We start from the raw sequence: 25,478 nt of genomic DNA, 5'->3' as shown, positions 1-25,478 counted from the left end.
AATCACGCGGTCTCGTCGGGCCGCGCCTGGGCCAAGACCCCGCCATCGGGATCCACGATTCGGCTGCAGCCGAGCGTTGGACGCACGCCGATCACGTGTCCGCTGTGGCTCGGGACGGCAATCAGCGCCGCACCTCGGGCACTAAGGCCGGCGATCAGCCCGAGCATTCGCCGATCGGCGATCCGCTCGCCGGGAACGACCGTCGAGCCGCCATCGCCACCACGAGCCCGAGCGCGACGAACGCCGCGCTCACCAGCGGAAGGCCGCCCACGCCGATCACCGGGAGGAGGCCGGCACCAATGGCCGCGCCCGCGCCGATGCCCACATTCGCCGATGCGTTCACCCAGGCCCCGGCCAGCTCGGGCGAGGTGGCACCGGTTCGAACGGCACACGCCTGGTAGATGGGTGGCACCCCGCCGAAGGCGCCGTTCCAGACGAGTGCGGCGATCACCAAGGGCAGCAGTGCTTCGTCCGCCACACCGGCCGCGGCGATCGCGACGATCACCACCGCGAGCACCACGAAGACGGTGCGCCGCGGGCTGCGGTCGAGCGTGCGGGCCGAGAAGGTCAGGCCCACCAGACCGCTTGCGCCGCAGAGCAATAGAACGGGGCCGACGAGTGCGGGCGTCGCACCGGCAGCCAACAACGCGGCACTGATGTAGGTGTAGAGCGTGAACTGACCGACGAAGGTCAGCGCGTTGGACGCGACGACGGCTACCAGTTGCCGCCTGCTCCCCGCGGCCCTTGCCTCGAGGGCGGGGCCGTCTTGCGGCACGGCGGGCAGGAGCCAGGCGACGAACGCCAAGGTCGCGGCCGCCAGGACCGCGAGCACGCCAAACGACACCCGCCACCCGAACGCGGTACCGAGCGACGTCGAAAGGGGTACGCCCAGAACGAAACCCACCGACACGCCGGCGGTGGCGATGGCTAGCGCGCGGCCGACCCGAGCACGTTCGACCAGCCGCGGGGCGTATCCGATGCACAGCGAGAAGAACAACGCGTGAGTCAGGCCGCCGACGGTGCGGCCAGCCGCGACTGCGGCGAAGTTCGGTGCCACGGCGACCACTGCGTTGCTGACCACGTAGAGCAGCAAGGTCGTCAGCAGCAGTGGTTTGCGTGGCAACCGAGCGGTGACCACCGTCAGGGGGACGGCAAGGGTGGCGACCATGACGGCGTAGAGGCTGACCAGCAGGCCGGTCGTGGAGGTGTCGACGTCGAAGGTCGAACCAATGGCTGGTAGCAGCCCGACGGGCAACATCTCGGTGGTGACGGCGAGGCACGACGCGGCTGCCAGCGCGAGGAGACCGCCGATGTTGGATCGGACGCTCAATCCAGGGTCGACAGACGTCACGTTCCCACAATATACTCGCCAGGCGAGCATATTCAAGGGCGTTACGGGCGTTGCCGTTCCGCCCACTCCGCGAGCGCCTCGGCACCGGTGACGGTGTCCAGCGCCAGCGTGACGGCGCCGACGAGTGGACCGTCGTCGCCATGCATGCCGTCGAGCACCGGCGGCGGCGATTCCTTGCGGAAGGCCATCAACCCGTCCCGGTAGGCAGCGTCGAACGCGTCGGGTGCGGCCGCCCGCAGCAGGGGGGCCACGCCGCCGATCGTGACGACGTCGGGATCGTGGAGGTTCACCAAGCCACCGATCCCCCGACCCAACGACGTCGCCACCTTCTCAAAGGCATTGCGGGTCAGCTCGTCTCGATCGTCGCGTGCCACGAGACTCCGCACGTAGCCGACCGGGTCCTCCGGCGGTGCCTCTCCCCGGTGCCGAGCCAGCGCTCGCCCGTCGACGGTGAGATCCCAACACCCGAACGCACCGCAGGGGCACACCAGGGCCGCGTCGGCGAACGGGATGTGTCCGTACTCCCCTGCCGCGCCGTGCGCGCCCCCAACTGGCTCCCCGTCGACCACCAGCGTGCCTCCGAGACCGTGCGCGACGATCAGGTGCAGGGCCGTGGCGGCCGAATGGGCCACCCCGGTGCGCGACTCCGCCAACCCGGCCAGGGTCGCGTCGTTGCCGATGATGAGCCGAACGCCGGCGTCGTCCGGAATTCGGGCGGCCAATCCCGACATGTCGACGTCGCGCCATCCACGCGAGGGCACCTGACCCACATGGGAACTGCTGACCGGGCCAGGCGCGGCGACCGCTATTGCTCTGATCCGCGTGGAATTTCGACGGTACGCCGCACCGATGGCCTCGGTCAGCTGAGCTCGGACGCGGTCTTGGTCGCCGCCGGTGGCCTCGTCGACCACCACGGGTTGGCCGTCGACGCCTGCCAACGCCAATCTCCAGTCACCGGATCGCACATCGACGGCGAGCACCAACGGGCCCTCTTCGTGGGGACCCAGCACCGTCGTCGGCCGACCTCGGCCCTGCACCGGTGCCGGAGATTCGCTCAGCAGTCCGGCGCTGCGCATGCGGGCCATCAACTCGGCGGCCCCGCCACTTCCGATGCCCAGACGTTGGGCCGCCGTAGCGCGGGTGATGCCCGGCTCGGCCCGCACGACGGCGATCAGTTGAGCGGCTCCCAACCAACGGATGTGGGCCGCTTGACCGGCGTCGCGAGCCGTGACCACGGCTCCACCATATCGAACGCTCCTGGACTCCGGCCTCGACACGGATCAGGATCCGTGACTCACAGGGGTTGCACGCATTCCGGCGACCAAGAGGCTGAGAAGCCGTTCACGTTGTCCCGCTTGGCGATTGGGTTGTTCACCCACCCACGTCACGGCGGCCACCATGTCCAGCACGTCCTCGGCGCGGACATCCGGACGGAAGGCGCCCTCTCGCACGGCCCGAGCGATCAACGCGGTGCCGGCCTCCCGCGCCTGGCGGCAGGAATCCAACTCGTCTGACTCGGCGACCGGGTTGACCAAGGTCTCGGCCAGCCCCTTGAACATGCTGCCCTGCTCGACGTAGGCGTTGAGCCACGCCTCCAGCGCATGGGCCGGGTCGGGCTCCGTCAACAGCGCCACCCCCATGTCGTGAATGCCGTTCAGACCATGGTCGATCACCGCGCGCACCAACCGATCTCGAGTGGGGAAGTGTCGGTAGAGGGTGCCCGGACCCACGCCCGCGGCACGGGCGATGTCATCCAGGGAGGCGGTCACCCCGTCGCGACCGAAGGCGATGCGCGCGGCGTCGAGCACGCGTCGCCGATTGCGTTGCGCGTCCGCGCGCAGCGGTCGTGTCATCGTCCACCCCCTCGACAAACGGAGAATGTCTCCGTAATAATTACCGGAGACTGTCTCCACATATTACCGAAGGGACGCTGGGCATGTCCGAAGACATCGGCATCACTGCCGAGGAGCTGGCCGAGATGAATCGGCAAGTCATCGCGGACTTCCGCGCGACCGGGGGTCGTCCGGGCGGCCAGTTCGAAGGCATTCCGGTCGTGCTCGTGCACCACGTCGGCGCCAAGTCCGGCAAGGAGAGGATCGCTCCCCTGGTGCCGTTCCTCGACGACGACCGGATCTACGTCATCGCGAGCAAGGGCGGCTCCGACACCAATCCCGACTGGTACCACAACCTGGTTGCCCATCCCGAGACGGTCGCGGAGTGGGGCACGGAGACGTTCCCGGTGACTGCGCGCGTGCTGCAGGGCCAAGAGCGCGACGACGTCTACGCCAAGCAGGTCGCGGTGCAACCCCAGTTTGGCGACTACCAGCGGCGCACGTCACGGGTGATTCCCGTCATCGAGCTGGAGCGGTCTCGCAGCTGACCCGAGCCGGCCATCGGCGACCGGCCAATCAGCCGCGCCGCCGCGCCAGCCAGACGGTTCGCGAGCCGCACGACGGGTCCTTGCTGACGTGGTCGACGACGTCGAAGCCGTTGGCATCCAACGACTCCAGATATCCGTCGGGGTCGAGGCTGCCGTGGTACAGCGGAACGCCGTCCAAGTGGCCGATCGCGGCTCCTTCGGAATTCCCACTGGTGAACATCAGCGCCGCACCCGGAGCGGCATGGGCGGCGAAGCGCGGGAACATCGCACGCTGATCACTCGGCGAGAGGTGAAACAAGCTGTCCCACGCGAGCAGACCGTCGAACCGCCGACCGAGGCTCAGCTCACGCATGTCCCCGAGATGCACGGGCGTGGCTGGCACATTGCGCTCGAACAGCGCGAGCATCGTCGAGGAGCCGTCGAACCCCGTCACGTTCACGCCGCGCCGGATCAGCTCGCGGGCAATGGGTATGCCGGAACCGCAGCCGATGTCCAGCACCGTCCCCCCGACGGGAAGGACATCGCAAAACCGGTCGAGCCAAGAACGCTCCACCAGGTGTTCGTCGCGAAGCTTGGCCCACACAGAGCCGTAACGCTGGTAGACGGCGATCACGGTGTCGTCATCGGGGCCGGTCACGCGTGCTCTCCCTCGGTAATCGCGCCCATGCGGCGATCGTAAGTCCACCGACGGCGGAAGGCCGCGGCCCTTGTTGATCGGGGCCAGACTTATGGCGAAACGGTGACGGTTACCCGCGTGCAGAACGGCGGGGACGTCCTCTTCGACTCCACGGTCGACGGACGACCGAAGTGATCCCCTCGACCGTACGGCTCGTCTCACATCTCGACGGCCGATGATCACGTCTGCCCGCCGCCACCGGGCTCGTCGCCGAATTACCCGACAGGACAAGCGATTTGACGGTGGCAAATAGTGAACCACGGCTCGGACGCCGGCGAACCATCCTCGGCCGCCAGGTGCCTCTCGCGCCACGGTCGTCGACGTTCGACCCGAGAACGTCCGGTGTTTTGACCGGTTGACGTCAAGAAACCACACAGGTGACGCCGTTACGTTCCGTAAGGTAAATCGACGCGCAAACGGACGTCTGGCAACGCTCCGCCGCGTCGGCCTGGCTGTCGGGAGGTGGCGTCGCATGTTCAACACCCGGACGCAGGCGGGCGCCAAGCCCGACAATCTGCTCGACTTCGTCGACCAAGCCTTGTTCCTGGGGCTGCGCGCAACCGGTCATTCCGCGGTGACGCAAATCGTCTGGGTGTACGAACACGAGATTGGCCTAGACGGGGTGCGGCGCTTTCACCGGGACATGGGGTACGGCATGGCGGGCCGGCTCATCGAGCCGTCCGTCATACCCTTCGGCCGTCACCGCTGGATCACCTCGGTGGGCCCGGCCGCACCCTTGCGCATCGCACCGCAATCGCGTTCCCGAACCGAGCTCAGCGACTGGATCGACGAATGCGCACAGCTGCCGATTGATCCCCAGTTCGGACCGTCCTGGCACATGAGCGTGCTGCCGATGACCGACGGCGCGACAGCCGTGAGTTTGGTGGGGTCACACTGCGTGGCCGACGGTGGCGGGGCCCTGCTGACCGTCTACGAGGCCGTGCTGGGGACCCGCCGCAACCTGGGCTATCCCCCGCCGCGCGCGCGGACCTGGTTCCGGGCGGTCGCCGCAGATCTGCGCCAGACCGTGCACGACGTTCCCGAACTCGTGCGCACCGTGGCCGCCGCCGCTCGCTTCCTCTGGCGCCATCGGAAGAATTCGTCGGCGGCGGGCACGACCGCGCCGAGGGTGTTCGAGGGCGCTCAGGCAGATGCCGCAGTGACCGCTCCTGCCGTCGCGGTGATCATTCCGATCGAGCAGTGGGACGCACGGGCGGCCGCCCTTGGTGGCAACAGCCATGCGCTGCTCGCAGCGCTGTGCGCCAGGCTGGCCGTGCACCAGGGACGCGGACTGGCCGACGACGGAACGGTCGGACTCATCGTTCCCATCAACGACCGCACGTTGGACGACACCCGGGCCAACGCGGTGAAATTGGCCTACCTGCGCATCGACCCCGCGAACGTCACGACCGATCTGGGTGACACGCGCACGGCAATTCGAGAAGCGCTGAAGGTGGTGCGCGAAAGACCCGACGAGGCTCTTGCCCTCTTGCCACTGACGCCCTTCATCCCCAAGGCCGCCGTGAGGCGCACCGCCGATCTGGCGTTCGGGTTCACGTCTGAGCCCGTGTCGTGCTCGAACGTCGGCGACCTCCCCGATGACGTGACCCGCCTCGACGGAACGCCGGCTGACGTGGTGATCATGCGCGGGGTCGACCAACACGTCACCCGCCGTGTGCTCGAGGAGCGCCGCGGGGTTCTCACCGTCGTAAGTGGCCGGCTCGCCGGGAAGGTCAGCATGACCGTCGTGGGATACCAACCCGGCGCACCCAACACCAAGGAATGGCTACGGGCGACGATTGGCACCGCGCTGGACGAGCTTGGGCTCACCGGCATGCTGGTGTGATCGTCGACGGCGGCGGCACGGGCTGGTCGTAGTGCCTGGTGAAGTCCTCCGGTGGACTGGTGACGCTCAGATAGCAGAACTCCGCGGAGCTGCTGTTCTCGACTCCATGCGACACACCCGCGGGCGTCCTCACGACCTGGCCAGCCCCGATCGCCGTGGTGGATCCGTCGGCGAACAGCATTGTCGCCGAGCCCTTCTCGACGATCCAGACCTGTTCGGAGTGCTGGTGGACGTGAGGTGGCGACACGGCGCCCGGCTGCATCGTGACGCGGGTGATCGTCATCTGTGCGTCCGGCGCGTTCTCGGGCCAGAGGATCTGGACCGACTCCTTTCCTGGCCGACGCAGGACGGTCGCGTCGCCGACGGCCGCGATGGAGATGTCAGAGCCCATCGGTCAGGACCCCGAGTGCCGTTCGGGGGCATGCGAGATCGCCCAATACAGAAGGACGGCAGACAGCAGTCCGAACTTCGTCAGCGCCGCCCGGCGGGCCCGGGTTGCGTGCGCCTGCCGGTCCCGGCCGTGCAGGATGTTCAACAGCGCCACGCCTTCGCGTGCATCGGCGGCCACCGCCGCCAAGCACGCAACCTGCGCCCACCGGGCTAGTCGGACCTTCGACCGACGGCGTGCGAGCCGACGTTCGGCACCTTCTGCGAGCAGCGCCGCGAACACGCCGTAGGTGCACATGTAACCGAAGTCGAGCCGCAGTGACGCACGTGCAGCCGCGACACCCTTTGGGCCCCAGCTGTCGAGGATGTAGGTCACGCGGCGCTCGCTGCCGGCCAACTCGAACGCGATGATCCCCGGACCGCCCGTCGCGTGCATAGCGCGCTCCAGACAGAGCATCCCCACTGTTGCCGCCAGCCACAGTCCGCCAGACCACCGGGTAGCCGTCCGCACCTGGTCGTCGGTCGCCGAACGCAACGACACGTCGATCGCCATGGGCGGATGCTAACTCGACCGTCGAGGAACCGACGCATCCCAGGGGCATGTCCGGTCGACTCGTGGTGTCGGCCCTTCAGGCCTGTGACGACACCGGACGACGAAGGGCAGTGCGCTCGATACTGAGCCGATGCCGAAGAGCTCCGTGCCCCAGAGCAGTGCGACGCACAGCTCGCACGAGTGAGACACGATCTGCCGGCTGGCCAACAGGATTCGCTGCGCGCTGACCGCGCGCTCGACCGGTGGCGTCGTCGAGGCGGTCAGCGGGGAACCGCGAACGTCTCAGAGCCCGATCAGCGTCTCGAGCCAGCCGCGGGCGAAGTAGACGACGAACCCGGCCGTCACGATCCACAGCAGCGGGCTGATCTCGCGGACCTTGCCGGTCGCGGACCGCGTCACCACCCACGCGATGAATCCGATCCCGATGCCGTTGGCGATCGAGTAGGTGAACGGCATCGCGGCGACGGTGAGCACTACCGGCATGGCGACCGAGAACTCGGAGACGTCGATGTGACGCAGCTGCGACACCATCATCACGCCGACGACGACCAGCGCCGCGGCGGCCACCTCCGTCGGCACGATCGACGCGAGCGGCGAAATGAACATCGCGGCCAGGAACAGCACGCCGGTGACCACGTTGGCCAGGCCGGTGCGCGCGCCCTCCTCGACGCCCGCGCCGGACTCGATGAAGACGGTGTTCGACGACGCCGACGTCGCGCCGCCGACGGCCGCACCGGCGCCCTCGACGATCAGCGACGCCTTCAGCCGGGGGAAGTTGCCCTTCTCGTCGGACAGCCCGGCCTCGCGCGACAGCCCGGTGAGCGTGCCCATGGCGTCGAAGAAGTTCGCGAACACCAACGTGAACACCAGCATCACGGCCGCCAGCACGCCGATGCGGCCGAAGCTGTTCAGCGTGAACGCGCCGACCAGCGACAGGTCTGGTAACGCGAACGGCGACCCCGACAGCGTCGGCACCGACAGGCTCCACCCGCCGGGCTTGTCGACCGCCGAGCCCAAGTGCCAGATGGCCTCGATGACGACGGCGAGCAGCGTACCCGTGACGAGGCCGATCAGGATGCCGCCGCGGACCTTCCGGACCACCAGCACGCCGGTCAGCAGCAGGGTGAAAACGAACACCAGGACGGGCACGGTGCTGATCGATCCGGCGCCACGGCTGCCCAGCCCGACCGGTGGGGACGGCACGCCGGTGGCTCCGACGAAGCCCGCGTCGACCAGACCGATGAACAGGATGAACAACCCGATGCCCGCCGTGATCGCGAGCTTGAGTTCCATCGGCACGGCGTCGAAGACCAGCCTGCGCAGTCCGGTCGCCGCCAGGATCACGATGATGACGCCGTTGATCACGACCAGACCCATGGCCTCGGGCCAGGTGACCGAGCCGACCACCGTCGTCGCGAGGAACGAGTTGATGCCGAGGCCCGCTGCGAATGCGAAGGGCAGCCGCGCGATGACGCCGAACAGGATCGTCATGACGCCCGCCGCCAGCGACGTGGTGGCCGACACCTGCGCGAAGTCCAGTCGGTTGCCTGCCACGTCCGCCGAGCTGGACAGGATGATCGGGTTCAACACGATGATGTAGGCCATCGCGATGAAGGTGACCAAGCCGCCGCGGATCTCGGTGCCGACGGTCGACTGCCGCGCGGTGATCTCGAAGAAGCGGTCGAGACGGTTCAGGGATTGCGTGTTCTCCACGCCGACGACCCTAGAGTCGCGCGCCGATCACGTCCCAGCTGGGTCTTCTCGGCGGCGGCGGCCTCCGTGCGCGCCACGCAAGGTCGCATTACGCGCATGTCGATCCTCACCGTGGGCGTGAGGATTCGCGGTCGCGGCTAGCTCATGCCGGTAGGCGAATTCCCGGTGTGATGGAGATCGATTGGATGCGCCACCCCTCGGCGGTACGTGCGTAGCCGATGTCGGCGCCGAGGTACGCGGCGCGGGGGTCGTCGTCGCCGCTGGCGGCGAGCCACATCAACCACTCGCCGGCAGCGGTGTCACCGTCGATGACGAGCACGGGGTTGAGGAATGCGTGCATCGCGAAGGGCACGTGCGCCGTGGCTTCTGGCAGGGCGGCCGCGATCGCGGCTGCCCCCTTTGTCGGCGGCGTACCCGGGTGAAGGAACGTGCCGTCGGTGGTGAAGATCTGTGGGATCAGCTCGGGTTGAACGGTCTTGTCCTTCCAGCCACGGTTGATGGCGTCGGCGTAGCGGGCGGTGAGGTCGACGATGGCAGCGTGGTCGTCCCAAGCGGACGGTCGGGGAACGGCCATCGCGGCGGCCGTCAACGCGGCCGTGAGCGCTGCTGTGCGACTGGTCGGCGCCGTCACGGCACGCCAGGCGACGTAGCCGTCGGGTCGGACCAGGGCCGCGCCGCCGGCGCCTAGCCCGTACGCGGCGGCCACAGTCCGAGACACCTCCGATTCAGTTGCCACACAAAGGATCTCAACCTGGATGCCGAGATTGCGTGTGACGTCGTCGGTGGCGCTGCGCCACGTCTCGGAACCGGTCACCAATGTCCAGCGGGACCCGAATGCGTCGAGCGTCGAGCGGTGCCGGTCGATCCACACGTGCGGCGCCCGCGTGCCGGGTTGCCCGGTCCACTCGTCTGGTGTCCGGGCTGCGGGCAGCTCCGGGCCGACATCGGGGAGTGCCGCAGAACGGTAGAGCTGGCCGAGTTCCATCGCGACGTCGTCGATGATCTCTTCTGCTGGCGCAGACGCGTCGCCGTACGCCTTGTAGTCGTCGTGGGCGAAGATCTGGTTGTGACGCAGCCACGCGACGGGCCGTCGCTCTGCGTCATAGGTGTCCAGGAGACGCGCCTCGCTGCGGCCTTCGAGAACCGCAGCGATTTTCCAGGCCAGATTGTGCGCATCACCTATCCCGGTGTTCGCACCGTATCCGCCGCGGTTGGGAGGGAGCTGATGTGCGGCGTCGCCGACGAGAAACACCCGCCCGCAACTGAAGTGATCGGCGATGAGCGCCGACAACTCCCAGCGCCCCGTGGTGATCAGGTCGATCACCAGGTCGTCCATTCCGGTGGCGCGGCGGATCGCGTCGCATTGTTCGTCTTCGCTGCGGTCGCGGTCATCGTTGAGCATCAGCACCCAGCGACCGTCGGAGTAGGTCGTCAGAAAGGCGTCGAATCCGTCTTGCTCGATCTCGAATTGCACGATGCCGTGACGCAGATGCTGTTCGAGTTCCGGCGCGCTAAACAGGATGCTGCGCCGCACCGACAACTGTCCCCGGCCGGTGCGGCCGATGCGCAACGCGTCCCGGACAGAGCTTTTGGCCCCATCTGCTGCAATCAGATAATCGGCCTTGACGTGATATTCGCTGCCGTCGGCCCGCCTGCGCAGCGTGACGGTGACTCCACCTTCGTCGTCTTGGAAGGACACGAGTTCAGTACCCAGCCGGAGGTCTGCGCCGAGTTCTACGGCGCGATGCCGCAGGATGGGCTCCAAGGCGTCCTGGGCGATCGCACTGGCGTGGGCCGGTGAGTGGTCGCTTGCGTTCGAGGCGCTGAATTCTGTTGGCGACCAGGGGTATTCCTCGAACCAAGAACCCGTGAGACTCTCGACTCGAGCGCGCCGTGGGGGGCCACCCTGCGTGCTTGGTGGTAGCTCGATCCCCACGCTGCGAAACAGCTCCATCGTCCGGGTGGTGTAGCCAATGGCGCGCGGATGCAGAGCGCTGCCTGAGTGCCGCTCGACGAGGACCGTCGAAACCCCCTGCGATGCAAGGAAGACCGCCGCTGTCAGCCCCACCAGGCTGCCACCGACGACGAGAACGGCTGTTTCTTCAGCGGATGTGTCAACCATGTGTGTCCCTTCGATACCTTAATCCACTAACGTTATATATCCACTAATGTTAATGAGCAAGTTGCATGGAGCGGTATGGTGAGGCGATGACCACCGAGCCGCTCGGGCGTCGTGAGCGAAAGAACGCCCAGACGCGTCGTGCTCTCTCCGAGGCCGCCGAGCGGTTGTTCTTGGCCCGAGGTTATGACGCCGTGGCGGTCAAGGACATTGCCGACGAGGTCGACGTCTCGGTGCCCACCCTGTTCAAGCACGTTCCCGACGGGAAGCCGGCGGTGATGTTCGACGACGGTGTGGAGCGACGAGAGAGCCTGCTCGGCGCCGTCCACGACCGACCGGAGGGCGTCTCGGTGATCGCTGCGCTGCGGGACTTCATGGCTGGGCGGGGACCATTCGAGCAGCATCCGTCCAAGCTGTTCCGACGGCGCACTGAACTGATCATGGGAACGCCCGCCTTGAGGGAGTACTCGCGAAAGCTCTGGATCCGTTGCGAGGCGCCTCTCGCTGAAGCCATTGCGGCCGAATTGGCGCTTCCGCCAAGCGATGTGACGGCGCGCGCCGCCGCCCGTTACGTGCTGGAGATCCCTCAATTCGTCGGTGACGAACCCGATCCGCGTACAGCCTTGCATGCGATCTTCGATCTGCTCGAGCACGGGCTACCAGCGCCCCCCGTCAAGTCATGAAACGAACGCGGCGTCGCCGAGTTCTCATCAGCGGCATCGTCGAAAGGCTTGCGGTGCTCGACCACACCCGGCTAGTAGTGAGAACGCGTCGGGTGGAACCTGGCGATGGCGTCGATGACCGCGGCGCCCATGGCGGGGCTGCCGGTGTGGCCGGTGTCCTCAATGATTCGCAACTCGGCGTCCGGCCAGGCTTGAGCCAGTTCCCATGCGGTGAGCAGCGGACCGGACAGGTCCAGTCGCCCGTGGATCAACACTGCGGGGATTCCCCTCAGGCGGTGCACGTCCCGCAGCAACTGACCGTCCTGGAGCCACGCGTGGTGGGCGAAGTAGTGCGTGCAGATCCGCACGAACGCCAGTTTCGCGGCGTCGGGCTTGGCACCGTACTGACCCGGGCTGCCCAAGGTTTCGTGGGAAATGACGGCGTCTTCCCACGTGCACCAATCGTGGGCAGCCTGTTGCCGCACGGCGATGTCGGGGTTCTCCATCAGCTGTCGGTAGGCCTCGACGAGGTTCCCGTCGCGGTGAGGCTCGGGTACCCCAGCGCGGAAGCGTTCCCATTCGGCCGGGAACAGAAGACGCACCCCACCGTAGAGCCAGTCGATCTCTCGGGGCCGGGTCATGGTGACCCCAATGAGGATGATGCCGAGGACCCGGTCGGGGTGGCGTTGGGCGTAGGCCAGGATCAGCGTCGACGCCCAGGAGCCGCCGTAGAGCAGCCATCGGTCGACGCCCAGGTGCTCGCGTAATGCTTCGATGTCGGCGAGCAGGTGCTCGGTGGTGTTGTGCGCCATGACCGTTGCCGGGTCACTGGCGTGAGGCGTGCTGCTCCCGCAGCCACGTTGGTCGAACAGCACGACCTGAAATGCCTCCGGGTCGAACCCCTTGTGGCCGCGCCGTGGTCTGCCGGATCCAGGTCCACCGTGCACGACCAGGACCGGCCGACCACGAGGTTTGCCCCTGGCCTCCCAGTACACGAGGTTGCCCTCACCGACGTCGAGCAGCCCGTGGTCGTATACCTGCGGCTCGGGAAACGGTCGGCGTTCAGACACAACCGACCACGCTACCGACGGCCCATGTCCCCAGCGCCGCGAAGAATCGAGACAGGAACTGATCGACCTCGATTCTCTACCAAACGAGACGCACGGACGAATTATAGAAATTGAACAAATGCCCACTGCGTGCGCCGACGCTGACGCCGCCATCGGACCCAGCCCCGCCCCATCGGGTGGAACACTGCAACGGGTGAAGGTCGCGGCGTACCAGGGCCCGTATCTGCCGTTCGGCTCAATGGACGCCGTGGAGCTGATCAGGGAGCAACTCACCCAGTGCGAGCGCCTTGGCGTTGACCTCATGTGTTGCCCAGAGGCAATTCTGGGCGGACTGGCCCACGAGGCGGACGGTCAAAGTCCCCACGATGTCGCAGTCAGTGTGAAAGAACTTCGCCGACTGCTCACGCCGTTGACGTCCTCGCCGGTCGCCAGCGTCGTTGGCTTCACCGAACGCGCCGACGACGGCCAGCTGTACAACTCGGCAGCCTTCCTCGCTGATGGAGCCGTGCAGGCCGTCTACCGCAAGGTCTATCCGGGCTACCGGACCGTCATCCGCGCCGGCACGGAACTGCCGGTCATCGCCTTCCGTGGCACCGTCGTGGGCGTCATGATCTGCAACGATCTCTGGTACGTCGAGCCGGCGCGGATCCTTGCCAGCAAGGGAGCGACGGTCATTTTCGTTCCCACCAACAGCGGCCATCTTCGAAACGCACCGCTGGACAACCGGTTACGCACCAGAAGTGAAACTCTTCCCATAGCACGGGCGGTCGACAACACGGTGTCTGTGGTCATCGCCGATATTGCCGGACGACAGCACGGACGCGCCGCGTTGGGCAGCAGCCGAATCGTCGACCCCGACGGCGCACTGCTCTCCGCGGCCAATCCCCACGAGGTCGGGCTGGTCGTCACCACCATCGACGCCCACTCACGTCCGTTCGATCCACGTGGCTGGGACGGTCACACTAACCCGGCCGTGCACCGCCAGTACTCCTCCGTCGTCATCGGAGATCTTTGATCAGCGCCAATCCCAGCGGTCCGTTGCCCTGGCCGACGCCGTGAAAGCCCTTGCGCTCATACAGACGTTTGGCGGGGGTTGCTACGCGAACTTTCGATCGATCCCCGGCCGCATCATCACCCTGCGCCAGGATGGCTACTTTCACAATCGGCAGGTGGCTGCACTCGCTGACACCCAACATCTCGAACCCACCGGATCAGCATCTCCGGTCCTACCCGAGTAAGCCTATGAATTCTGTTCGGGCTTGGCGGCAACGTGACTCATCCACAGTTCGATATCGCGCCGGGAAGCAAGTCTCACCACACGCACATTCGGATTCGACGCCGCAACGGCTGGGATTCGGCCTCGGAGCTTGTTCCGGGTGCGGATTCCCCAGCGCACGATGTGGTCAGAGTCAGTGAAGAAGCTAAGCAGTGGCCCTTCATAGTTGCCGTTCCAGAGCTCCACTCTCCGCAGCCGCCGGCGAACTGTGCGGCGAGTCAGCTGGTACAGGGTCAGTGGCGTCGAAAGGTCGAGCCAAATCAGCGTGTCGGCGCGTTCGAGGATCTTCGCGCGGACCGCTGAGTACTGCCACTCGACCACCCACGAATCTCCGGAGATGACTGCCTCCACGTCACGGACGAAGTCGGGTCGCGGTTCCCAGTTGGGGCCGTGGAACAGGCCGTCGATTTCAACATAAGTGAGACTCAACCGGCTCGAAAGTCGCTTGGCCAACGTCGACTTGCCAGATCCCGTCACGCCAGCAATAGCGATGCGCTGAGGTCGCCAGGTGACGGGATCGGCTGCCGACAGCACGCACCTGAGCGTAGCGCCGGGGTCGATTTCTCCCCACCAACTGAGAGGACTGATCGACCTCGTTTCTACTTACGAGACATCGTCGCCGGACGATCATGTTCCTGGCACCCTCGTGTCCGGAACAGCCTTCACACAGCTCCATCAACCTGGCCCCACCTACCTTGCATGCGAGTGGTCCGCTTCCACGAATACGGGATCCTTTGCGACAAGATCCCCACGGCGCTTGACGTCGCAACCGTGGCCCAGATGTGACCCCAAAACACAAAGGTCACGACCTCTTTCGAGATCGTGACCTTTGGCGTCGCAGTTCGTGGAACCGCTCATTGTGGGCGAAGGGGGACTTGAACCCCCACGTCCCGAAGGACACTGGCACCTGAAGCCAGCGCGTCTGCCATTCCGCCACTCGCCCCAACAACCGGGTGAGACTATCACGCTCTCGGGCCGCTCTCCCAACCGCGCAGCTTGGCCCATGTATGCCGTCGTGGACGTCTCTGACCAGCCTCGATCTGATAACCGGTGCCGGTCGGTGACGTTCTGACGCCGATGGCCGATACCATGCCAAGAGGAATCGACACCCGCGACACGCAGGTTCCGTACTGCGTCGAACGCGGCCACCACGACGAACAGCGAGGCAGGCGGTGACATGGGACTCGTCGACCGCTTCGAGCGCAAGCTCGAGGCAACCGTCGGTGACACCTTCGCGCGCGTCTTCGGCGGGAGCATCGTTCCGCAGGAGGTCGAGGCCATCCTCCAGCGCGAAGCCGACGCCGGTGCGCGCGAAGTCGGCGGCCGCCGAATTTTGGCCCCAAACGACTACGTCATTACCCTCAGTGCATCCGACTTTCACAAGGTCCGCGCCGACCCCGACCTCACACCGACGACATTCGCCCGATACCTGGAGGGATACATCCGTGACCAAGGGTGGCAAACGTATGGTGATGTGGTCGTTGGATTCGAGGCGTCACCGCAGTTGCACACCGGCCAGTTTCGCACCCGTGGAACGGTCAACCCAGACTCGACCAGCGGCGGAAGCGCCTCTGCACCCCCAGACCCTGCCCGTGCTCTCACCGCAGAACCAGGAGTTCCACCCATGACCGACAACCCGAGTTACCGCGGCGGCGGCCAGGGACCAGCGCAGCCTGGCGACGATTACTACGAGTACAACCGTCAGGGCGAGGAACCCCGCGCCCCGTATCCGCCGGCCCCCGAGGGCGGCTACCCGCCTCCCCCCGCAGCGGGTCAGCCCGCAGGCGGCTACCCGGAGCAGGGTGGCTACGACCGCGGTGGTTACCCGGACCAGGGCTACCCGCCGCCGACCTATGACCAGAGGTCGCCCGCCGGGTACGGCCCACCCGCCAGCCCGCCCGCCGGGTACCCCGACCAGGGGTACCGTCAGCCGCCTCCCGGATACGGCCCCCCAGCCGGTGCTCCGGGCGGGTACGGCGACGCCGGCGGCTACGACTACGGCCGTCCCCCGGCCCCGCCTCGCGGTGAGGACTACGGCCGTCCGGCCGAGCCGCCGCGTCCGTCCTACCCCGATCAGGGCGGCTACCCGGATCAGGGTGGGTACGGCGACCAGGGTGGCTACCCGGACCAGGGCGGTTACCCCGACCAGGGCTACGGCGCCCAGGGCTACGGGCGACCGGAACCGGGCGGCTACGGCACCCAGGCCGACTATGGCCGCTACGGCGACCAGGGCTCACCCCAGGGCTACGCCGACCCCGGCTACGGCCAGCCCGCCGACGGTGGGTACGGCCAGGCCGGCTACGACTACGGGCAGCCGCCTGCCGCCGCACCGGTGGCCGGGTACGGCGCGGGTGGCGGGTACGGCTCAGCCGGTGCCACGGTGACGCTTCAGCTCGACGACGGCAGCGGTCGCACCTATCAGCTTCGTGAGGGCGCCAACGTCATCGGACGCGGCCAGGACGCTCAGTTCCGCCTTCCGGACACCGGCGTCTCGCGGCGCCACCTGGAAATCCGCTGGGACGGCCAGATCGCACTGCTCTCCGACCTGAACTCCACCAACGGCACCACGGTCAACAACGCTCCCGTTCAGGAGTGGCAGTTGGCCGACGGTGACACCATCCGTCTGGGTCATTCCGAGATCATCGTCCGCGTTCACTGAGCGCTCAGGCTGGCGACGGCTGTAGGGCTGGGCCATACTCGTGCCTCGAACCCGTCACCGGCCCAAGTATCGTGACGTTGCCGACGACGGCTGAGCCCGGTGCGGTGACGCCGAGGCGGCGACATCGGGACGGTGACGGAGAGGACGTCAGATGCAGGGGATAGTGCTGCAGCTGACGCGCGTCGGTTTCCTGTTGCTGCTGTGGCTGTTCATCTGGTCCGTGCTGCGGATTCTGCGTACCGACATCTACGCGCCCACCGGTGCGGTGATGGTCAAGCGGGGGCTCGCGCTGCGCGGCACGTTGCTGCCCAGCCGCGGTCAGCGCCGCAACACCCCCCGCCAGCTGGTGGTCACCGAAGGCGCGTTGGCGGGCACGCGCATTCAGTTGGGTGCCCAGCCCGTCCTCATCGGTCGCGCCGACGACTCCACGCTGGTGCTGACCGACGACTATTCGTCGACACGGCATGCGCGGCTGTCGCCACGAGGGTCCGAATGGTACGTCGAGGACCTAGGATCGACCAACGGTACATACCTTGACAGGGCGAAGGTGACGACGGCGGTAAGGGTTCCGATGGGCACGCCGGTGCGGATCGGCAAGACCGTGATCGAGTTGCGCCCATGAGTCTCGTCCTCCGGTACGCCGCCCGCAGCGACCGCGGCCTGGTGCGCGCCAACAACGAAGACTCGGTGTACGCCGGTGCGCGCCTGCTGGCACTCGCCGACGGCATGGGCGGGCACGCCGCCGGTGAGGTCGCCTCCCAGCTGGTGATCGCCGCGCTGGCCCACCTCGACGACGACGAGCCCGGCGGGGACCTGCTCAGCCAGCTCAACTCCGCAGTCCACGAAGGCAACTCGGCCATCGCCGCGCACGTCGAGTCCGACCCCGACCTCGAGGGCATGGGCACCACCCTCACCGCAATCCTGTTCGCGGGAAACAGACTTGGCCTGGTGCACGTCGGCGACTCGCGGGGATACCTGCTTCGAGACGGCGAGCTGACCCAGATCACCAAGGACGACACCTTCGTCCAGACCCTGGTCGACGAGGGTCGCATCACCGCCGAGGAGGCGCACAGCCACCCACAACGGTCGCTGATCATGCGGGCGCTGACCGGCCACGAGGTCGAGCCCACGCTTACGGTGCGCGAAGCCCACGCCGGCGACCGCTACCTGCTGTGCTCCGACGGCCTGTCCGACCCCGTCAGCCACGACACGATCCTCGACGCCCTGCAGATCCCCGACGTCACCGAGAGTGCCGACCGGCTCATCGAGATGGCTCTGCGCGGCGGCGGTCCGGACAACGTGACCGTGGTGGTCGCGGACGTCGTCGACTACGAATACGGCCAGACCCAACCGATTCTCGCCGGTGCGGTCTCCGGTCAAGACGACCAGAGCGCACCCCCCAACACCGCGGCCGGACGGGCGTCGGCCTTCAACCCCAAGCGCGTCGCGGCGGCGGCCAACCGTCCCGCCGTCGAACCCGCCGCCCCCGCGAAGAAGCCACGCTCGCGCCGCACCATGATCTTCGTCGCGCTGCTGCTGCTGGTGCTGGTCCTTGCCGGACTTGCGGTGGGCCGCACGGTGATTCAGAACAACTACTACGTCGCCGAGCGCGACGGCTCGGTCTACATCATGCGTGGGGTGCAGGGCAGCGTCGCCGGGATGTCGCTGCAGGAGACCTTCCAGATCGCGTGCCTGGACTCGCGCAACTCGATCACCAACATCGGCGTCGACGACGCCCGTGGCGGGTGCAAGCCCCTCCAGGTCGCCGACCTTCGCGAGTCCGAGCGCGCCCAGGTGACCGCCGGGCTGCCCGGGGGCACCCTCGACGAGGCGATCCGCCAGCTCCGCGAGCTGGCCCAGTCGTCGGTCCTGCCGGTCTGCGTGCCCGCGTCGGCTCGCACGACGACGTCCACCCCGCCGCCCAGCCCGACCCCTCCCCCGCCCAGTACGTCCGCGTCACCGACGACGACGACGTCGACCGCCCCGCCGCCGAGCACCGCCGCAGGCAGTCCCGCGCTCGAGACCACCCCCACGGTGACGGCACCGCCACCCGCAACCACACCCACGCCCACCGGCACCGCCCTTCCGCCTCCGCCACAGAAGCCGGGCACCGACTGCCGGACCGCGTCATGAGCACGCAGCCGCAGGCCCCGGTGACCGTCGTGCCACCGTTGCCCAACCGGCGCAACTCCGAACTACTGCTACTCGGGTTCGCGGCGCTGATCACCACCGTCGCGCTGCTCATCGTCGAAGCCAACCAGGAGCAGGGCCTCAACTGGGATCTGGCCCAGTACACCCTCGGATACCTCGCCCTGTTCGCCGCCGCCCACGTCGCCGTCCGCAGGTTTGCGCCCTATGCCGATCCCCTGCTCCTTCCGGTGGTGGCCCTGCTAAATGGGTTGGGACTGGTGATGATTCACCGTCTGGACCTCGCCGAGGGGGCAGCCGGCGGTGCCCGTGGTCCGAGCGCCAACCAGCAGATGCTGTGGACCTTGGTCGGGGTGATCGCGTTCTGCCTCGTCGTGGCATTCCTGACCGACCATCGCATGCTCGCCCGGTACGGCTACGTGTGCGGACTGGTCGGTCTGGTCCTGCTCGTCATCCCCGCCATCCTGCCCAGTTCGATGTCGGAGGAGAACGGCGCCAAGATCTGGATTCGGTTCCAGGGCTTCTCGATTCAGCCCGCCGAAATCTCCAAGATCCTGCTGCTGATCTTCTTCGCGTCCGTCCTGGTGTCCAAGCGCAGCCTGTTCACCAGCGCCGGCAAGCACATCCTGGGGATGAACCTGCCCCGGCCGCGCGACCTGGCGCCGCTGCTCGCCGCCTGGATCGCGTCGATCGGCGTCATGGTCTTCGAGAAGGACCTCGGCACGTCGCTGCTGCTGTACGCGTCGTTTCTGGTGATCGTCTACATCGCCACCGACCGGATCAGCTGGGTTCTGTTGGGGCTCTTGCTCTTTGCGGCCGGCAGCGTCGTCGCCTACCACGCGTTCGCCCACGTCCGGGTGCGCGTCGAGACCTGGCTGGATCCCTTCGCCGATCCGGACGGCGCCGGCTACCAAATGGTGCAGTCACTGTTCAGCTTTGCCACCGGCGGCATCTTCGGCACCGGTCTCGGCAACGGCCAGCCCGGCACCGTGCCCGCCGCGTCGACCGACTTCATCATCGCCGCCATCGGCGAAGAGCTCGGCCTCGTCGGCTTCGCCGGCGTCCTGATGCTCTACACGATCCTGGTCATCCGCGGCCTGCGCACGGCGGTCGCCGTGCGGGACAGCTTTGGCAAGCTGCTCGCCGCCGGGTTGGCCTCCACCCTGGCGATCCAGTTGTTCATCGTCGTCGGCGGCGTCACCAAGCTGATTCCCCTGACCGGGCTCACCACCCCGTGGTTGTCGTACGGCGGATCCTCGCTCATCGCCAACTACGTGCTCTTGGCCATCCTGATCTGCATCTCCCACTCGGCTCGCCGCCCGTTGGACGGCAAGGCGCCGAACGCCACGCCGATCGCCGCGGCGCGCACGGAGGTGATCGGGCGCGTATGAACACCTCACTGCGACGCGTGTCGATCGCAATCATGGGCCTGATCGTGCTGCTGCTGGCTAACGCCACACTGACGCAGGTGTTTCGGGCCGACGGATTACGCTCGGACCCGCGCAACCAGCGGGTGCTCCTCGACGAGTACTCCCGTCAGCGCGGGCAGATCTCGGCGGGCGGCCAGCTGCTTGCCTACTCGACCTCGACCGACGGACACTTCCGCTTCCTGCGGGTGTACCCGAACCCGCAGGCCTACGCCCCGGTGACCGGCTTCTACTCGCTGCTGTACTCCAGCACCGGGCTCGAGCGCGCCGAGGACACCGTGCTCAACGGATCCGACGAGCGCCTGTTCGGCCGTCGGCTCGCCGACTTCTTCACCGGCCGCGACCCCCGCGGCGGGAACGTCGCCACCACCATCAATCCGCAGGTACAGCAAGCCGCCTGGGATGCCATGCAAAAGGGGTGCAACGGCGGCCCATGCAAGGGTTCGGTCGTGGCATTGGAGCCGTCCACCGGAAAGATCCTCGGGATGGTCTCGTCACCGTCGTACGACCCAAACCTGTTGGCGTCTCATGACGGCAACGTTCAGTCCCAGACCTGGCAGCAGCTGCGGGACGACCCCGACTCGCCGCTGGTCAACCGTGCCATCTCCGAGACCTACCCCCCTGGTTCGACGTTCAAGGTCGTCACCACCGCGGCGGCGCTCGCCAACGGCGCCAACCCGGACACCCAGGTCACCGCGGCGGCTCGAATCCCGTTGCCCGACAGCACTGCAACGCTGGAGAACTACGGCGGTTCGACGTGCGGCAACGACCCGACCACCACTCTGCGCATCGCGTTCGCGAAGTCGTGCAACACCGCCTTCGTCGACCTCGGAATCCGCACCGGCGCCGACGCGCTGCGCCGCACCGCCCAGGCGTTCGGGTTGGACACGGCTCCCCCGCCCATCCCGCTTCAGGTGGCCGCGTCGACCGTCGGCCCCATCGGTGACGACGCCGCGCTGGGCATGTCCAGCATCGGGCAGAAGGACGTCGCCCTCACGCCCCTGCAGAACGCGATGATCGCCGCGACCGTCGCCAACGGCGGGGTGACCATGCAGCCGTATCTGGTGGAGGACCTCAAGGGACCCGACCTCGGCAGCCTCAGCTCGACCAGCCCGCAGGAACTTCGGCGCGCGGTGTCCCCGCAGGTCGCCACTACACTTACTGACCTGATGATCGGCGCCGAACAGGACACCCAGCAGACGGGGTCCATCGCAGGCGTCCAGATCGCCTCCAAGACCGGGACGGCCGAGCACGGCTCGGATCCGCGGAACACGCCGCCCCACGCGTGGTACATCGCGTTCGCCCCGGCCAAGGCGCCGAAGGTCGCAATCGCGGTGCTAGTGGAGAATGGCGGGGACCGATTGTCCGCGACCGGTGGCGCCCTCGCTGCGCCGATCGGCCGGGCAACCATTGCCGCGGCCCTGCGGGAGGGATCATGACCGCGCGCGTCGGAGTGACGCTGTCCGACCGCTACCGTCTTCAGCGACTCATCGCGACGGGCGGCATGGGCCAGGTGTGGGAAGCCCTGGACACCCGGCTGGGACGCCAGGTTGCGATCAAGGTGCTCAAGGCCGAATTCTCGACCGACCCCGAGTTCGTCGAGCGGTTCCGCGCCGAGGCCCGGATCGTGGCCATGCTGAACCACCCCGGCATCGCCAGCGTCTACGACTACGGCGAGACCGAACTCGACGACGCCGGCCGCACGGCCTATCTCGTCATGGAAATGGTGACCGGCGAACCGTTGAACTCGGTGCTCAAGCGCACCGGGCGACTGTCGCTGCGCCACTCCCTGGACATGCTGGAGCAGACCGGACGGGCGCTGCAGGTCGCGCACACCGCCGGACTGGTCCACCGCGACGTCAAGCCCGGCAACATCCTGATCACCCCGACGGGCCAGGTGAAGCTCACCGACTTCGGCATCGCCAAGGCCGTCGACGCCGCGCCGGTGACGCAGACCGGCATGGTGATGGGCACCGCGCAGTACATCGCCCCCGAGCAGGCGCTGGGCCGCGACGCCACCCCCGCCAGCGACGTCTACTCATTGGGCGTCGTCGGCTACGAATCCGTCGCCGGGCGGCGGCCGTTCATCGGCGAGGGCGCGCTGACCGTCGCGATGAAGCACATCAAGGAGCAGCCGGCGCCGCTGCCCGCGGACATCCCCCCGAACGTCCGCGAGCTGATCGAGATCAGCCTGCTCAAGGAGCCTGGCCAGCGGTACCGCACCGGCGGCACGTTCGCCGACGCGGTCGCGGCGGTTCGCGCCGGGCGCAGGCCCCCGCGGCCCAACCACGCCCCCACGATCGGCCGGGCCACGCCCGCCGCCATCCCGTCGACCGCCCAGACCCGCGCGGTTCCGGACTACGGCCGGCCTCCGACGGCCAACGTCCGCACCCGGCCTCCGACCGGTAGCCACCGGACGCCTCCCCCGAAGCGCACGTTCTCCCCCGGTCAGCGGGCGCTGCTGTGGGCGGCCGGCGTGCTGGGTGCGCTCGCGATCATCATCGCGATCCTCATGGTCTTGAACGTCCAGGACCGCAACGACAAGAAGACGGCCCCGTCTACGGAGACCAGCACCACGGTGGTGTCGGTTCCTCCGCCCACGCCGGGCGCCATGCCCGGCCTCAGCGGGCCTTCACTCGCAGAACAGATGTCTCGATGACCACCCCTCAACACCTGTCCGACCGCTATGAACTTGGAGAAATCCTCGGCTTCGGCGGCATGTCCGAAGTCCACCTCGCCCGCGACGTCCGGCTGCACCGCGACGTCGCGGTGAAGGTGCTGCGCGCCGACCTGGCCAGGGACCCGAGCTTCTACCTCCGCTTCCGCCGCGAGGCACAGAACGCCGCCGCACTGAACCATCCGGCCATCGTCGCGGTGTACGACACCGGCGAGGCCGAGACCGCCACCGGGCCGCTGCCGTACATCGTCATGGAGTACGTCGAGGGCGTCACGCTGCGCGACATCGTCCACAACGACGGACCGATCGAACCGCGCCGGGCCATCGAGATCATCGCCGACGCCTGCCAGGCGCTGAACTTCAGCCATCAGCACGGCATCATCCACCGCGACGTCAAGCCCGCCAACATCATGATGAGCAAGTCCGGCGCCGTGAAGGTGATGGACTTCGGCATCGCCCGGGCGCTGCACGACGGCGGCGTCAGCGTCACCCAGACCGCCGCTGTCATCGGCACCGCCCAGTACCTGTCGCCCGAGCAGGCCCGTGGCGAGACGGTCGACGCCCGCTCCGACGTGTACTCGCTGGGCTGCGTGCTCTACGAATTGCTCACGGGCGAGCCACCTTTCGTGGGTGACTCCCCCGTCGCAGTGGCCTATCAGCACGTGCGCGAAGATCCGGTCCCGCCGTCGGAGCGCAACCCGGCGTTGTCGCCGGAGCTGGACGCCGTCGTGCTCAAGGCCCTGGCCAAGAACCCCGACAACCGGTATCAGACCGCCGCGGAGATGCGCACCGACCTGATTCGCGTGCACAGTGGCGAGGCCCCCGAGGCGCCGAAGGTGTTCACCGACGCCGAGCGCACCTCCCTGCTGTCGGCCGGTCCCGCGCTCGGGCGCCACCAGCAGCCGACCGAGAACATCCCGGCGGCCCATCAGCCGCGATACGTGCCAAAGGAGCGCAACCCGGCCATCGGCCGGTGGTTCGCCATCGTCGCGGTGCTGGCGGTGCTGACCGTCGTCGTGACGGTGCTGCTGAACTTCGTCGGCGGCAACCCCCGCGACGTGCAGATCCCGGACCTGCGCGGCCAGAAGTACGACGAGGCCGTCGTCTCCCTGCAGAACCTCGGCTTCAAGACCGTCCGCAGCCAGCAGCCGGATTCCGAGGTCCCCGTCGGCGACGTGATCAGCACCGACCCCGCGGCCAACACCGCCGCAGCCCGTGACGACCAGATCACCATCAACGTCTCGACCGGCCCGCAGCAGGCCGAGGTGCCGGACTGCGCCAACCTGACCTACTCCGAATGCGCCACCAAACTCAAGAGCGCGGGATTCGAGAAGATCACCCAGTCAGCGTCGGCGTCGACCCCGGAACAAAAGGACCGGGTGCTGGCGACCAACCCCCTGGCCAACTCGTCGTCGGCGATCACCAACGTCATCACCATCGTCGTGGGCAGCGGGCCGAACAAGAAGACGGTGCCCTCGGTCGCAGGCCAAACCGTCGACGTGGCCACTCAGATCCTCGTCGCCAACGAGTTCACCGCACCGCCCATCCCCGTCGAGGTTGACGGGCTCGCCAACACCAAGGGTCAGGTGATGGGCACCTTGCCGCCGGCGAACACCCCCGACGTCCCGGTGAACACGCCGATCCAGTTGCAGGTGTCACGCGGCAACCAGTTCACGATGCCAAACCTGCTGGGGCAGTTCTGGGTCGACGCCGAACCGCTGCTGCGGTCGATGGGGTGGACCGGTGACCTGAACAAGCTCCCCAATGCGCAGAACAGCGGCTTCCCGACCAATTCGGTCGCCACGATGAGCCCGTCGGCGGGAACGCCGTTGAAGTTCGGCGACACGATCACGATCAGCTTCGCGCAGTAGCCGTCCGCACCGTATCGGCGACCTCGCGCTCGAGCGTGCTCACCAGCGGCTCGTCGAGCGGTTGACCGCACGCCGCCAGCCAGTTGGCGAGCATCCGGTGCCCGCCCTCGGTGAGGATCGACTCGGGGTGGAACTGCACGCCGTGAATCGGTAGTTCCACGTGCTGCACGCCCATCACCACGCCACCCGACGTCCGTGCCGTCACCTCGAGCTCGTCGGGCATCGTGTCGGGCAGGATGGTCAGCGAGTGATACCGCGTCGCGGTGAACGGATCCGGAAGTCCTTTCAGCACACCAACATCCGCGTGATTGACGCTGCTGGTCTTGCCGTGCAGAAGTTCCGGAGCGCGGTCGACGGTGCCACCGAAGGCGACCCCGATGGCCTGATGCCCGAGGCACACCCCGAGCAGTGGCGTCGCCGCGGCCGCCGAGGCGTGGACGAGCGGAATCGACGCTCCCGCCCGCTCCGGGGTGCCCGGTCCGGGGCTCAGCAGGATGCCGTCGAAGTCCTCGGCAGCCTTGGCGACGTCGGCGTCGGAAGCGAGTCGCGGGTCGTCGTTGCGCCACACGTCGGCGTGCACGCCCAACTGTCCGAGGTACTGGACCAGGTTGAAGACGAAGCTGTCGTAGTTGTCGACGACGAGGACGCGCATCAGCCCAGGTT

At 67.6% G+C, this 25,478-nt stretch carries 23 protein-coding genes and 1 tRNA gene; 11 read left to right on the top strand and 13 right to left on the bottom strand.

All coding sequences use genetic code 11. The features are described from left to right. Nucleotides 1-154 precede the first annotated feature (154 nt). The 3 genes from H7J06_RS14070 to H7J06_RS14060 are packed head-to-tail and all read right to left on the bottom strand — an operon-like array spanning nucleotide 155 to nucleotide 3,204. Nucleotides 155-1,351, bottom strand: coding sequence for an MFS transporter (locus H7J06_RS14070; RefSeq protein WP_264039508.1), 1,197 nt, complete (start codon nucleotides 1,349-1,351; stop codon nucleotides 155-157). A 41-nt stretch (nucleotides 1,352-1,392) separates the two neighbouring features. Then, on the bottom strand, nucleotides 1,393-2,586 hold the full coding sequence (locus H7J06_RS14065) for an ROK family transcriptional regulator (RefSeq protein WP_264039507.1): 1,194 nt from the start codon (nucleotides 2,584-2,586) through the stop codon (nucleotides 1,393-1,395). Nucleotides 2,587-2,631: 45 nt separating this feature from the next. Further along, the gene (locus tag H7J06_RS14060; RefSeq protein ID WP_264039506.1) at nucleotides 2,632-3,204 is read right to left on the bottom strand and encodes a TetR/AcrR family transcriptional regulator; all 573 of its coding nucleotides are present in this window, start codon (nucleotides 3,202-3,204) and stop codon (nucleotides 2,632-2,634) included. A gap of 83 nt (nucleotides 3,205-3,287) precedes the next feature. Between H7J06_RS14060 and H7J06_RS14055 the strand changes: the two genes are divergently transcribed. Then, nucleotides 3,288-3,731, top strand: a complete 444-nt coding sequence (locus H7J06_RS14055; protein WP_264039505.1) for a nitroreductase family deazaflavin-dependent oxidoreductase — start codon at nucleotides 3,288-3,290, stop codon at nucleotides 3,729-3,731. A 28-nt stretch (nucleotides 3,732-3,759) separates the two neighbouring features. Here H7J06_RS14055 and H7J06_RS32375 read toward each other — a convergent pair whose 3' ends face one another. After that, entirely contained in the window at nucleotides 3,760-4,368 is a 609-nt protein-coding gene (locus tag H7J06_RS32375) for a class I SAM-dependent methyltransferase (RefSeq protein ID WP_264039504.1), read from the bottom strand. A gap of 511 nt (nucleotides 4,369-4,879) precedes the next feature. Between H7J06_RS32375 and H7J06_RS14045 the strand changes: the two genes are divergently transcribed. Beyond that, nucleotides 4,880-6,253 carry a hypothetical protein gene (locus tag H7J06_RS14045; RefSeq protein WP_264039502.1) on the top strand — a complete coding sequence of 458 codons (1,374 nt, stop codon included), beginning with the start codon at nucleotides 4,880-4,882 and terminating at the stop codon, nucleotides 6,251-6,253. On the opposite strand, the gene H7J06_RS14040 is transcribed toward H7J06_RS14045, so the two are convergent. The 4 genes from H7J06_RS14040 to H7J06_RS14025 all read right to left on the bottom strand — a co-directional run bounded on the left by H7J06_RS14040 (nucleotide 6,234) and on the right by H7J06_RS14025 (nucleotide 11,028). Then, nucleotides 6,234-6,644, bottom strand: a complete 411-nt coding sequence (locus H7J06_RS14040) for a cupin domain-containing protein (RefSeq protein WP_264039501.1) — start codon at nucleotides 6,642-6,644, stop codon at nucleotides 6,234-6,236. The two genes, H7J06_RS14045 and H7J06_RS14040, sit on opposite strands and share 20 nt — an antisense overlap. 3 nt (nucleotides 6,645-6,647) lie before the next feature. Next, nucleotides 6,648-7,193, bottom strand: a complete 546-nt coding sequence (locus tag H7J06_RS14035) for a VOC family protein (protein ID WP_264039500.1) — start codon at nucleotides 7,191-7,193, stop codon at nucleotides 6,648-6,650. 282 nt (nucleotides 7,194-7,475) lie between these two features. Next, entirely contained in the window at nucleotides 7,476-8,888 is a 1,413-nt protein-coding gene (locus H7J06_RS14030; protein WP_264039756.1) for an NCS2 family permease, read from the bottom strand. A 160-nt stretch (nucleotides 8,889-9,048) separates the two neighbouring features. Further along, nucleotides 9,049-11,028 (bottom strand): FAD-dependent monooxygenase, encoded by a 1,980-nt coding sequence (locus tag H7J06_RS14025; RefSeq protein ID WP_264039499.1) that lies wholly within the window; start codon nucleotides 11,026-11,028, stop codon nucleotides 9,049-9,051. 86 nt (nucleotides 11,029-11,114) lie between these two features. On the opposite strand from H7J06_RS14025, the gene H7J06_RS14020 reads away from it, so the two are divergent. Next, entirely contained in the window at nucleotides 11,115-11,708 is a 594-nt protein-coding gene (locus H7J06_RS14020) for a TetR/AcrR family transcriptional regulator (RefSeq protein ID WP_264039498.1), read from the top strand. Between the two features lie 71 nt (nucleotides 11,709-11,779). Here the strand turns inward: H7J06_RS14020 and pip are convergent, their stop codons facing one another. After that, nucleotides 11,780-12,757 carry a prolyl aminopeptidase gene (pip, locus tag H7J06_RS14015; protein ID WP_264039497.1) on the bottom strand — a complete coding sequence of 326 codons (978 nt, stop codon included), beginning with the start codon at nucleotides 12,755-12,757 and terminating at the stop codon, nucleotides 11,780-11,782. Between the two features lie 193 nt (nucleotides 12,758-12,950). Between pip and H7J06_RS14010 the strand changes: the two genes are divergently transcribed. Beyond that, the gene (locus tag H7J06_RS14010; RefSeq protein ID WP_264039496.1) at nucleotides 12,951-13,772 is read left to right on the top strand and encodes a carbon-nitrogen hydrolase family protein; all 822 of its coding nucleotides are present in this window, start codon (nucleotides 12,951-12,953) and stop codon (nucleotides 13,770-13,772) included. Here H7J06_RS14010 and H7J06_RS14005 read toward each other — a convergent pair. The 3 genes from H7J06_RS14005 to H7J06_RS13995 all read right to left on the bottom strand — a co-directional run bounded on the left by H7J06_RS14005 (nucleotide 13,756) and on the right by H7J06_RS13995 (nucleotide 14,976). Next, the gene (locus H7J06_RS14005; protein WP_264039494.1) at nucleotides 13,756-13,953 is read right to left on the bottom strand and encodes a hypothetical protein; all 198 of its coding nucleotides are present in this window, start codon (nucleotides 13,951-13,953) and stop codon (nucleotides 13,756-13,758) included. The genes H7J06_RS14010 and H7J06_RS14005 overlap by 17 nt on opposite strands. Before the next feature lie 44 nt (nucleotides 13,954-13,997). Then, nucleotides 13,998-14,567 (bottom strand): P-loop NTPase family protein, encoded by a 570-nt coding sequence (locus H7J06_RS14000; RefSeq protein ID WP_264039493.1) that lies wholly within the window; start codon nucleotides 14,565-14,567, stop codon nucleotides 13,998-14,000. A gap of 326 nt (nucleotides 14,568-14,893) precedes the next feature. Next, a tRNA-Leu gene (locus tag H7J06_RS13995) sits at nucleotides 14,894-14,976 on the bottom strand. 234 nt (nucleotides 14,977-15,210) lie between these two features. Here H7J06_RS13995 and H7J06_RS13990 point away from each other — a divergent pair. From H7J06_RS13990 to pknB, 7 genes are all read left to right on the top strand, one after another. Further along, entirely contained in the window at nucleotides 15,211-16,692 is a 1,482-nt protein-coding gene (locus H7J06_RS13990; protein ID WP_264039492.1) for an FHA domain-containing protein, read from the top strand. A gap of 151 nt (nucleotides 16,693-16,843) precedes the next feature. Beyond that, nucleotides 16,844-17,314 (top strand): FHA domain-containing protein FhaB/FipA, encoded by a 471-nt coding sequence (locus H7J06_RS13985; RefSeq protein ID WP_056551509.1) that lies wholly within the window; start codon nucleotides 16,844-16,846, stop codon nucleotides 17,312-17,314. Next, complete coding sequence (locus H7J06_RS13980; protein ID WP_264039491.1) at nucleotides 17,311-18,825, top strand: PP2C family protein-serine/threonine phosphatase; 1,515 nt, start codon at nucleotides 17,311-17,313, stop codon at nucleotides 18,823-18,825. The genes H7J06_RS13985 and H7J06_RS13980 overlap by 4 nt, the downstream gene beginning before the upstream one ends. Next, complete coding sequence (locus tag H7J06_RS13975; protein ID WP_264039490.1) at nucleotides 18,822-20,231, top strand: peptidoglycan glycosyltransferase RodA; 1,410 nt, start codon at nucleotides 18,822-18,824, stop codon at nucleotides 20,229-20,231. The genes H7J06_RS13980 and H7J06_RS13975 overlap by 4 nt, the downstream gene beginning before the upstream one ends. Then, on the top strand, nucleotides 20,228-21,706 hold the full coding sequence (gene pbpA / locus H7J06_RS13970; RefSeq protein WP_264039489.1) for a D,D-transpeptidase PbpA: 1,479 nt from the start codon (nucleotides 20,228-20,230) through the stop codon (nucleotides 21,704-21,706). Before H7J06_RS13975 ends, pbpA begins: the two co-directional genes overlap by 4 nt. Next, nucleotides 21,703-22,926 carry a protein kinase domain-containing protein gene (locus tag H7J06_RS13965; protein WP_264039487.1) on the top strand — a complete coding sequence of 408 codons (1,224 nt, stop codon included), beginning with the start codon at nucleotides 21,703-21,705 and terminating at the stop codon, nucleotides 22,924-22,926. The genes pbpA and H7J06_RS13965 overlap by 4 nt, the downstream gene beginning before the upstream one ends. Next, the gene (gene pknB, locus H7J06_RS13960; RefSeq protein ID WP_264039486.1) at nucleotides 22,923-24,815 is read left to right on the top strand and encodes a Stk1 family PASTA domain-containing Ser/Thr kinase; all 1,893 of its coding nucleotides are present in this window, start codon (nucleotides 22,923-22,925) and stop codon (nucleotides 24,813-24,815) included. Before H7J06_RS13965 ends, pknB begins: the two co-directional genes overlap by 4 nt. Here the strand turns inward: pknB and H7J06_RS13955 are convergent. Further along, nucleotides 24,799-25,467 carry an aminodeoxychorismate/anthranilate synthase component II gene (locus H7J06_RS13955; RefSeq protein WP_264039485.1) on the bottom strand — a complete coding sequence of 223 codons (669 nt, stop codon included), beginning with the start codon at nucleotides 25,465-25,467 and terminating at the stop codon, nucleotides 24,799-24,801. The genes pknB and H7J06_RS13955 overlap by 17 nt on opposite strands. Nucleotides 25,468-25,478 lie beyond the last annotated feature (11 nt).

Source organism: Mycolicibacterium hodleri (assembly GCF_025822245.1).
Lineage (GTDB): Bacteria > Actinomycetota > Actinomycetes > Mycobacteriales > Mycobacteriaceae > Mycobacterium > Mycobacterium hodleri.
The sequence above is the reverse complement of the archived record's forward strand: the minus strand, read 5'-3'. Positions and strand labels throughout refer to the sequence as shown.

What these genes read in the sequence shown, in the direction of transcription:
- H7J06_RS14045 (WP_264039502.1), top strand. Translation starts at nt 4,880, where the DNA reads ATGTTCAACACCCGGACGCAGGCGGGCGCCAAGCCCGACAATCTGCTC.
- H7J06_RS14025 (WP_264039499.1), bottom strand. Translation starts at nt 11,028, where the DNA reads ATGGTTGACACATCCGCTGAAGAAACAGCCGTTCTCGTCGTCGGTGGC.
- H7J06_RS13990 (WP_264039492.1), top strand. Translation starts at nt 15,211, where the DNA reads ATGGGACTCGTCGACCGCTTCGAGCGCAAGCTCGAGGCAACCGTCGGT.
- H7J06_RS14060 (WP_264039506.1), bottom strand. Translation starts at nt 3,204, where the DNA reads ATGACACGACCGCTGCGCGCGGACGCGCAACGCAATCGGCGACGCGTG.
- pbpA (WP_264039489.1), top strand. Translation starts at nt 20,228, where the DNA reads ATGAACACCTCACTGCGACGCGTGTCGATCGCAATCATGGGCCTGATC.
- H7J06_RS13985 (WP_056551509.1), top strand. Translation starts at nt 16,844, where the DNA reads ATGCAGGGGATAGTGCTGCAGCTGACGCGCGTCGGTTTCCTGTTGCTG.
- H7J06_RS14005 (WP_264039494.1), bottom strand. Translation starts at nt 13,953, where the DNA reads ATGTTGGGTGTCAGCGAGTGCAGCCACCTGCCGATTGTGAAAGTAGCC.
- pknB (WP_264039486.1), top strand. Translation starts at nt 22,923, where the DNA reads ATGACCACCCCTCAACACCTGTCCGACCGCTATGAACTTGGAGAAATC.
- H7J06_RS13980 (WP_264039491.1), top strand. Translation starts at nt 17,311, where the DNA reads ATGAGTCTCGTCCTCCGGTACGCCGCCCGCAGCGACCGCGGCCTGGTG.
- H7J06_RS13975 (WP_264039490.1), top strand. Translation starts at nt 18,822, where the DNA reads ATGAGCACGCAGCCGCAGGCCCCGGTGACCGTCGTGCCACCGTTGCCC.
- H7J06_RS14040 (WP_264039501.1), bottom strand. Translation starts at nt 6,644, where the DNA reads ATGGGCTCTGACATCTCCATCGCGGCCGTCGGCGACGCGACCGTCCTG.
- H7J06_RS14020 (WP_264039498.1), top strand. Translation starts at nt 11,115, where the DNA reads ATGACCACCGAGCCGCTCGGGCGTCGTGAGCGAAAGAACGCCCAGACG.
- H7J06_RS13965 (WP_264039487.1), top strand. Translation starts at nt 21,703, where the DNA reads ATGACCGCGCGCGTCGGAGTGACGCTGTCCGACCGCTACCGTCTTCAG.
- H7J06_RS14055 (WP_264039505.1), top strand. Translation starts at nt 3,288, where the DNA reads ATGTCCGAAGACATCGGCATCACTGCCGAGGAGCTGGCCGAGATGAAT.
- H7J06_RS13955 (WP_264039485.1), bottom strand. Translation starts at nt 25,467, where the DNA reads ATGCGCGTCCTCGTCGTCGACAACTACGACAGCTTCGTCTTCAACCTG.
- H7J06_RS14035 (WP_264039500.1), bottom strand. Translation starts at nt 7,193, where the DNA reads ATGGCGATCGACGTGTCGTTGCGTTCGGCGACCGACGACCAGGTGCGG.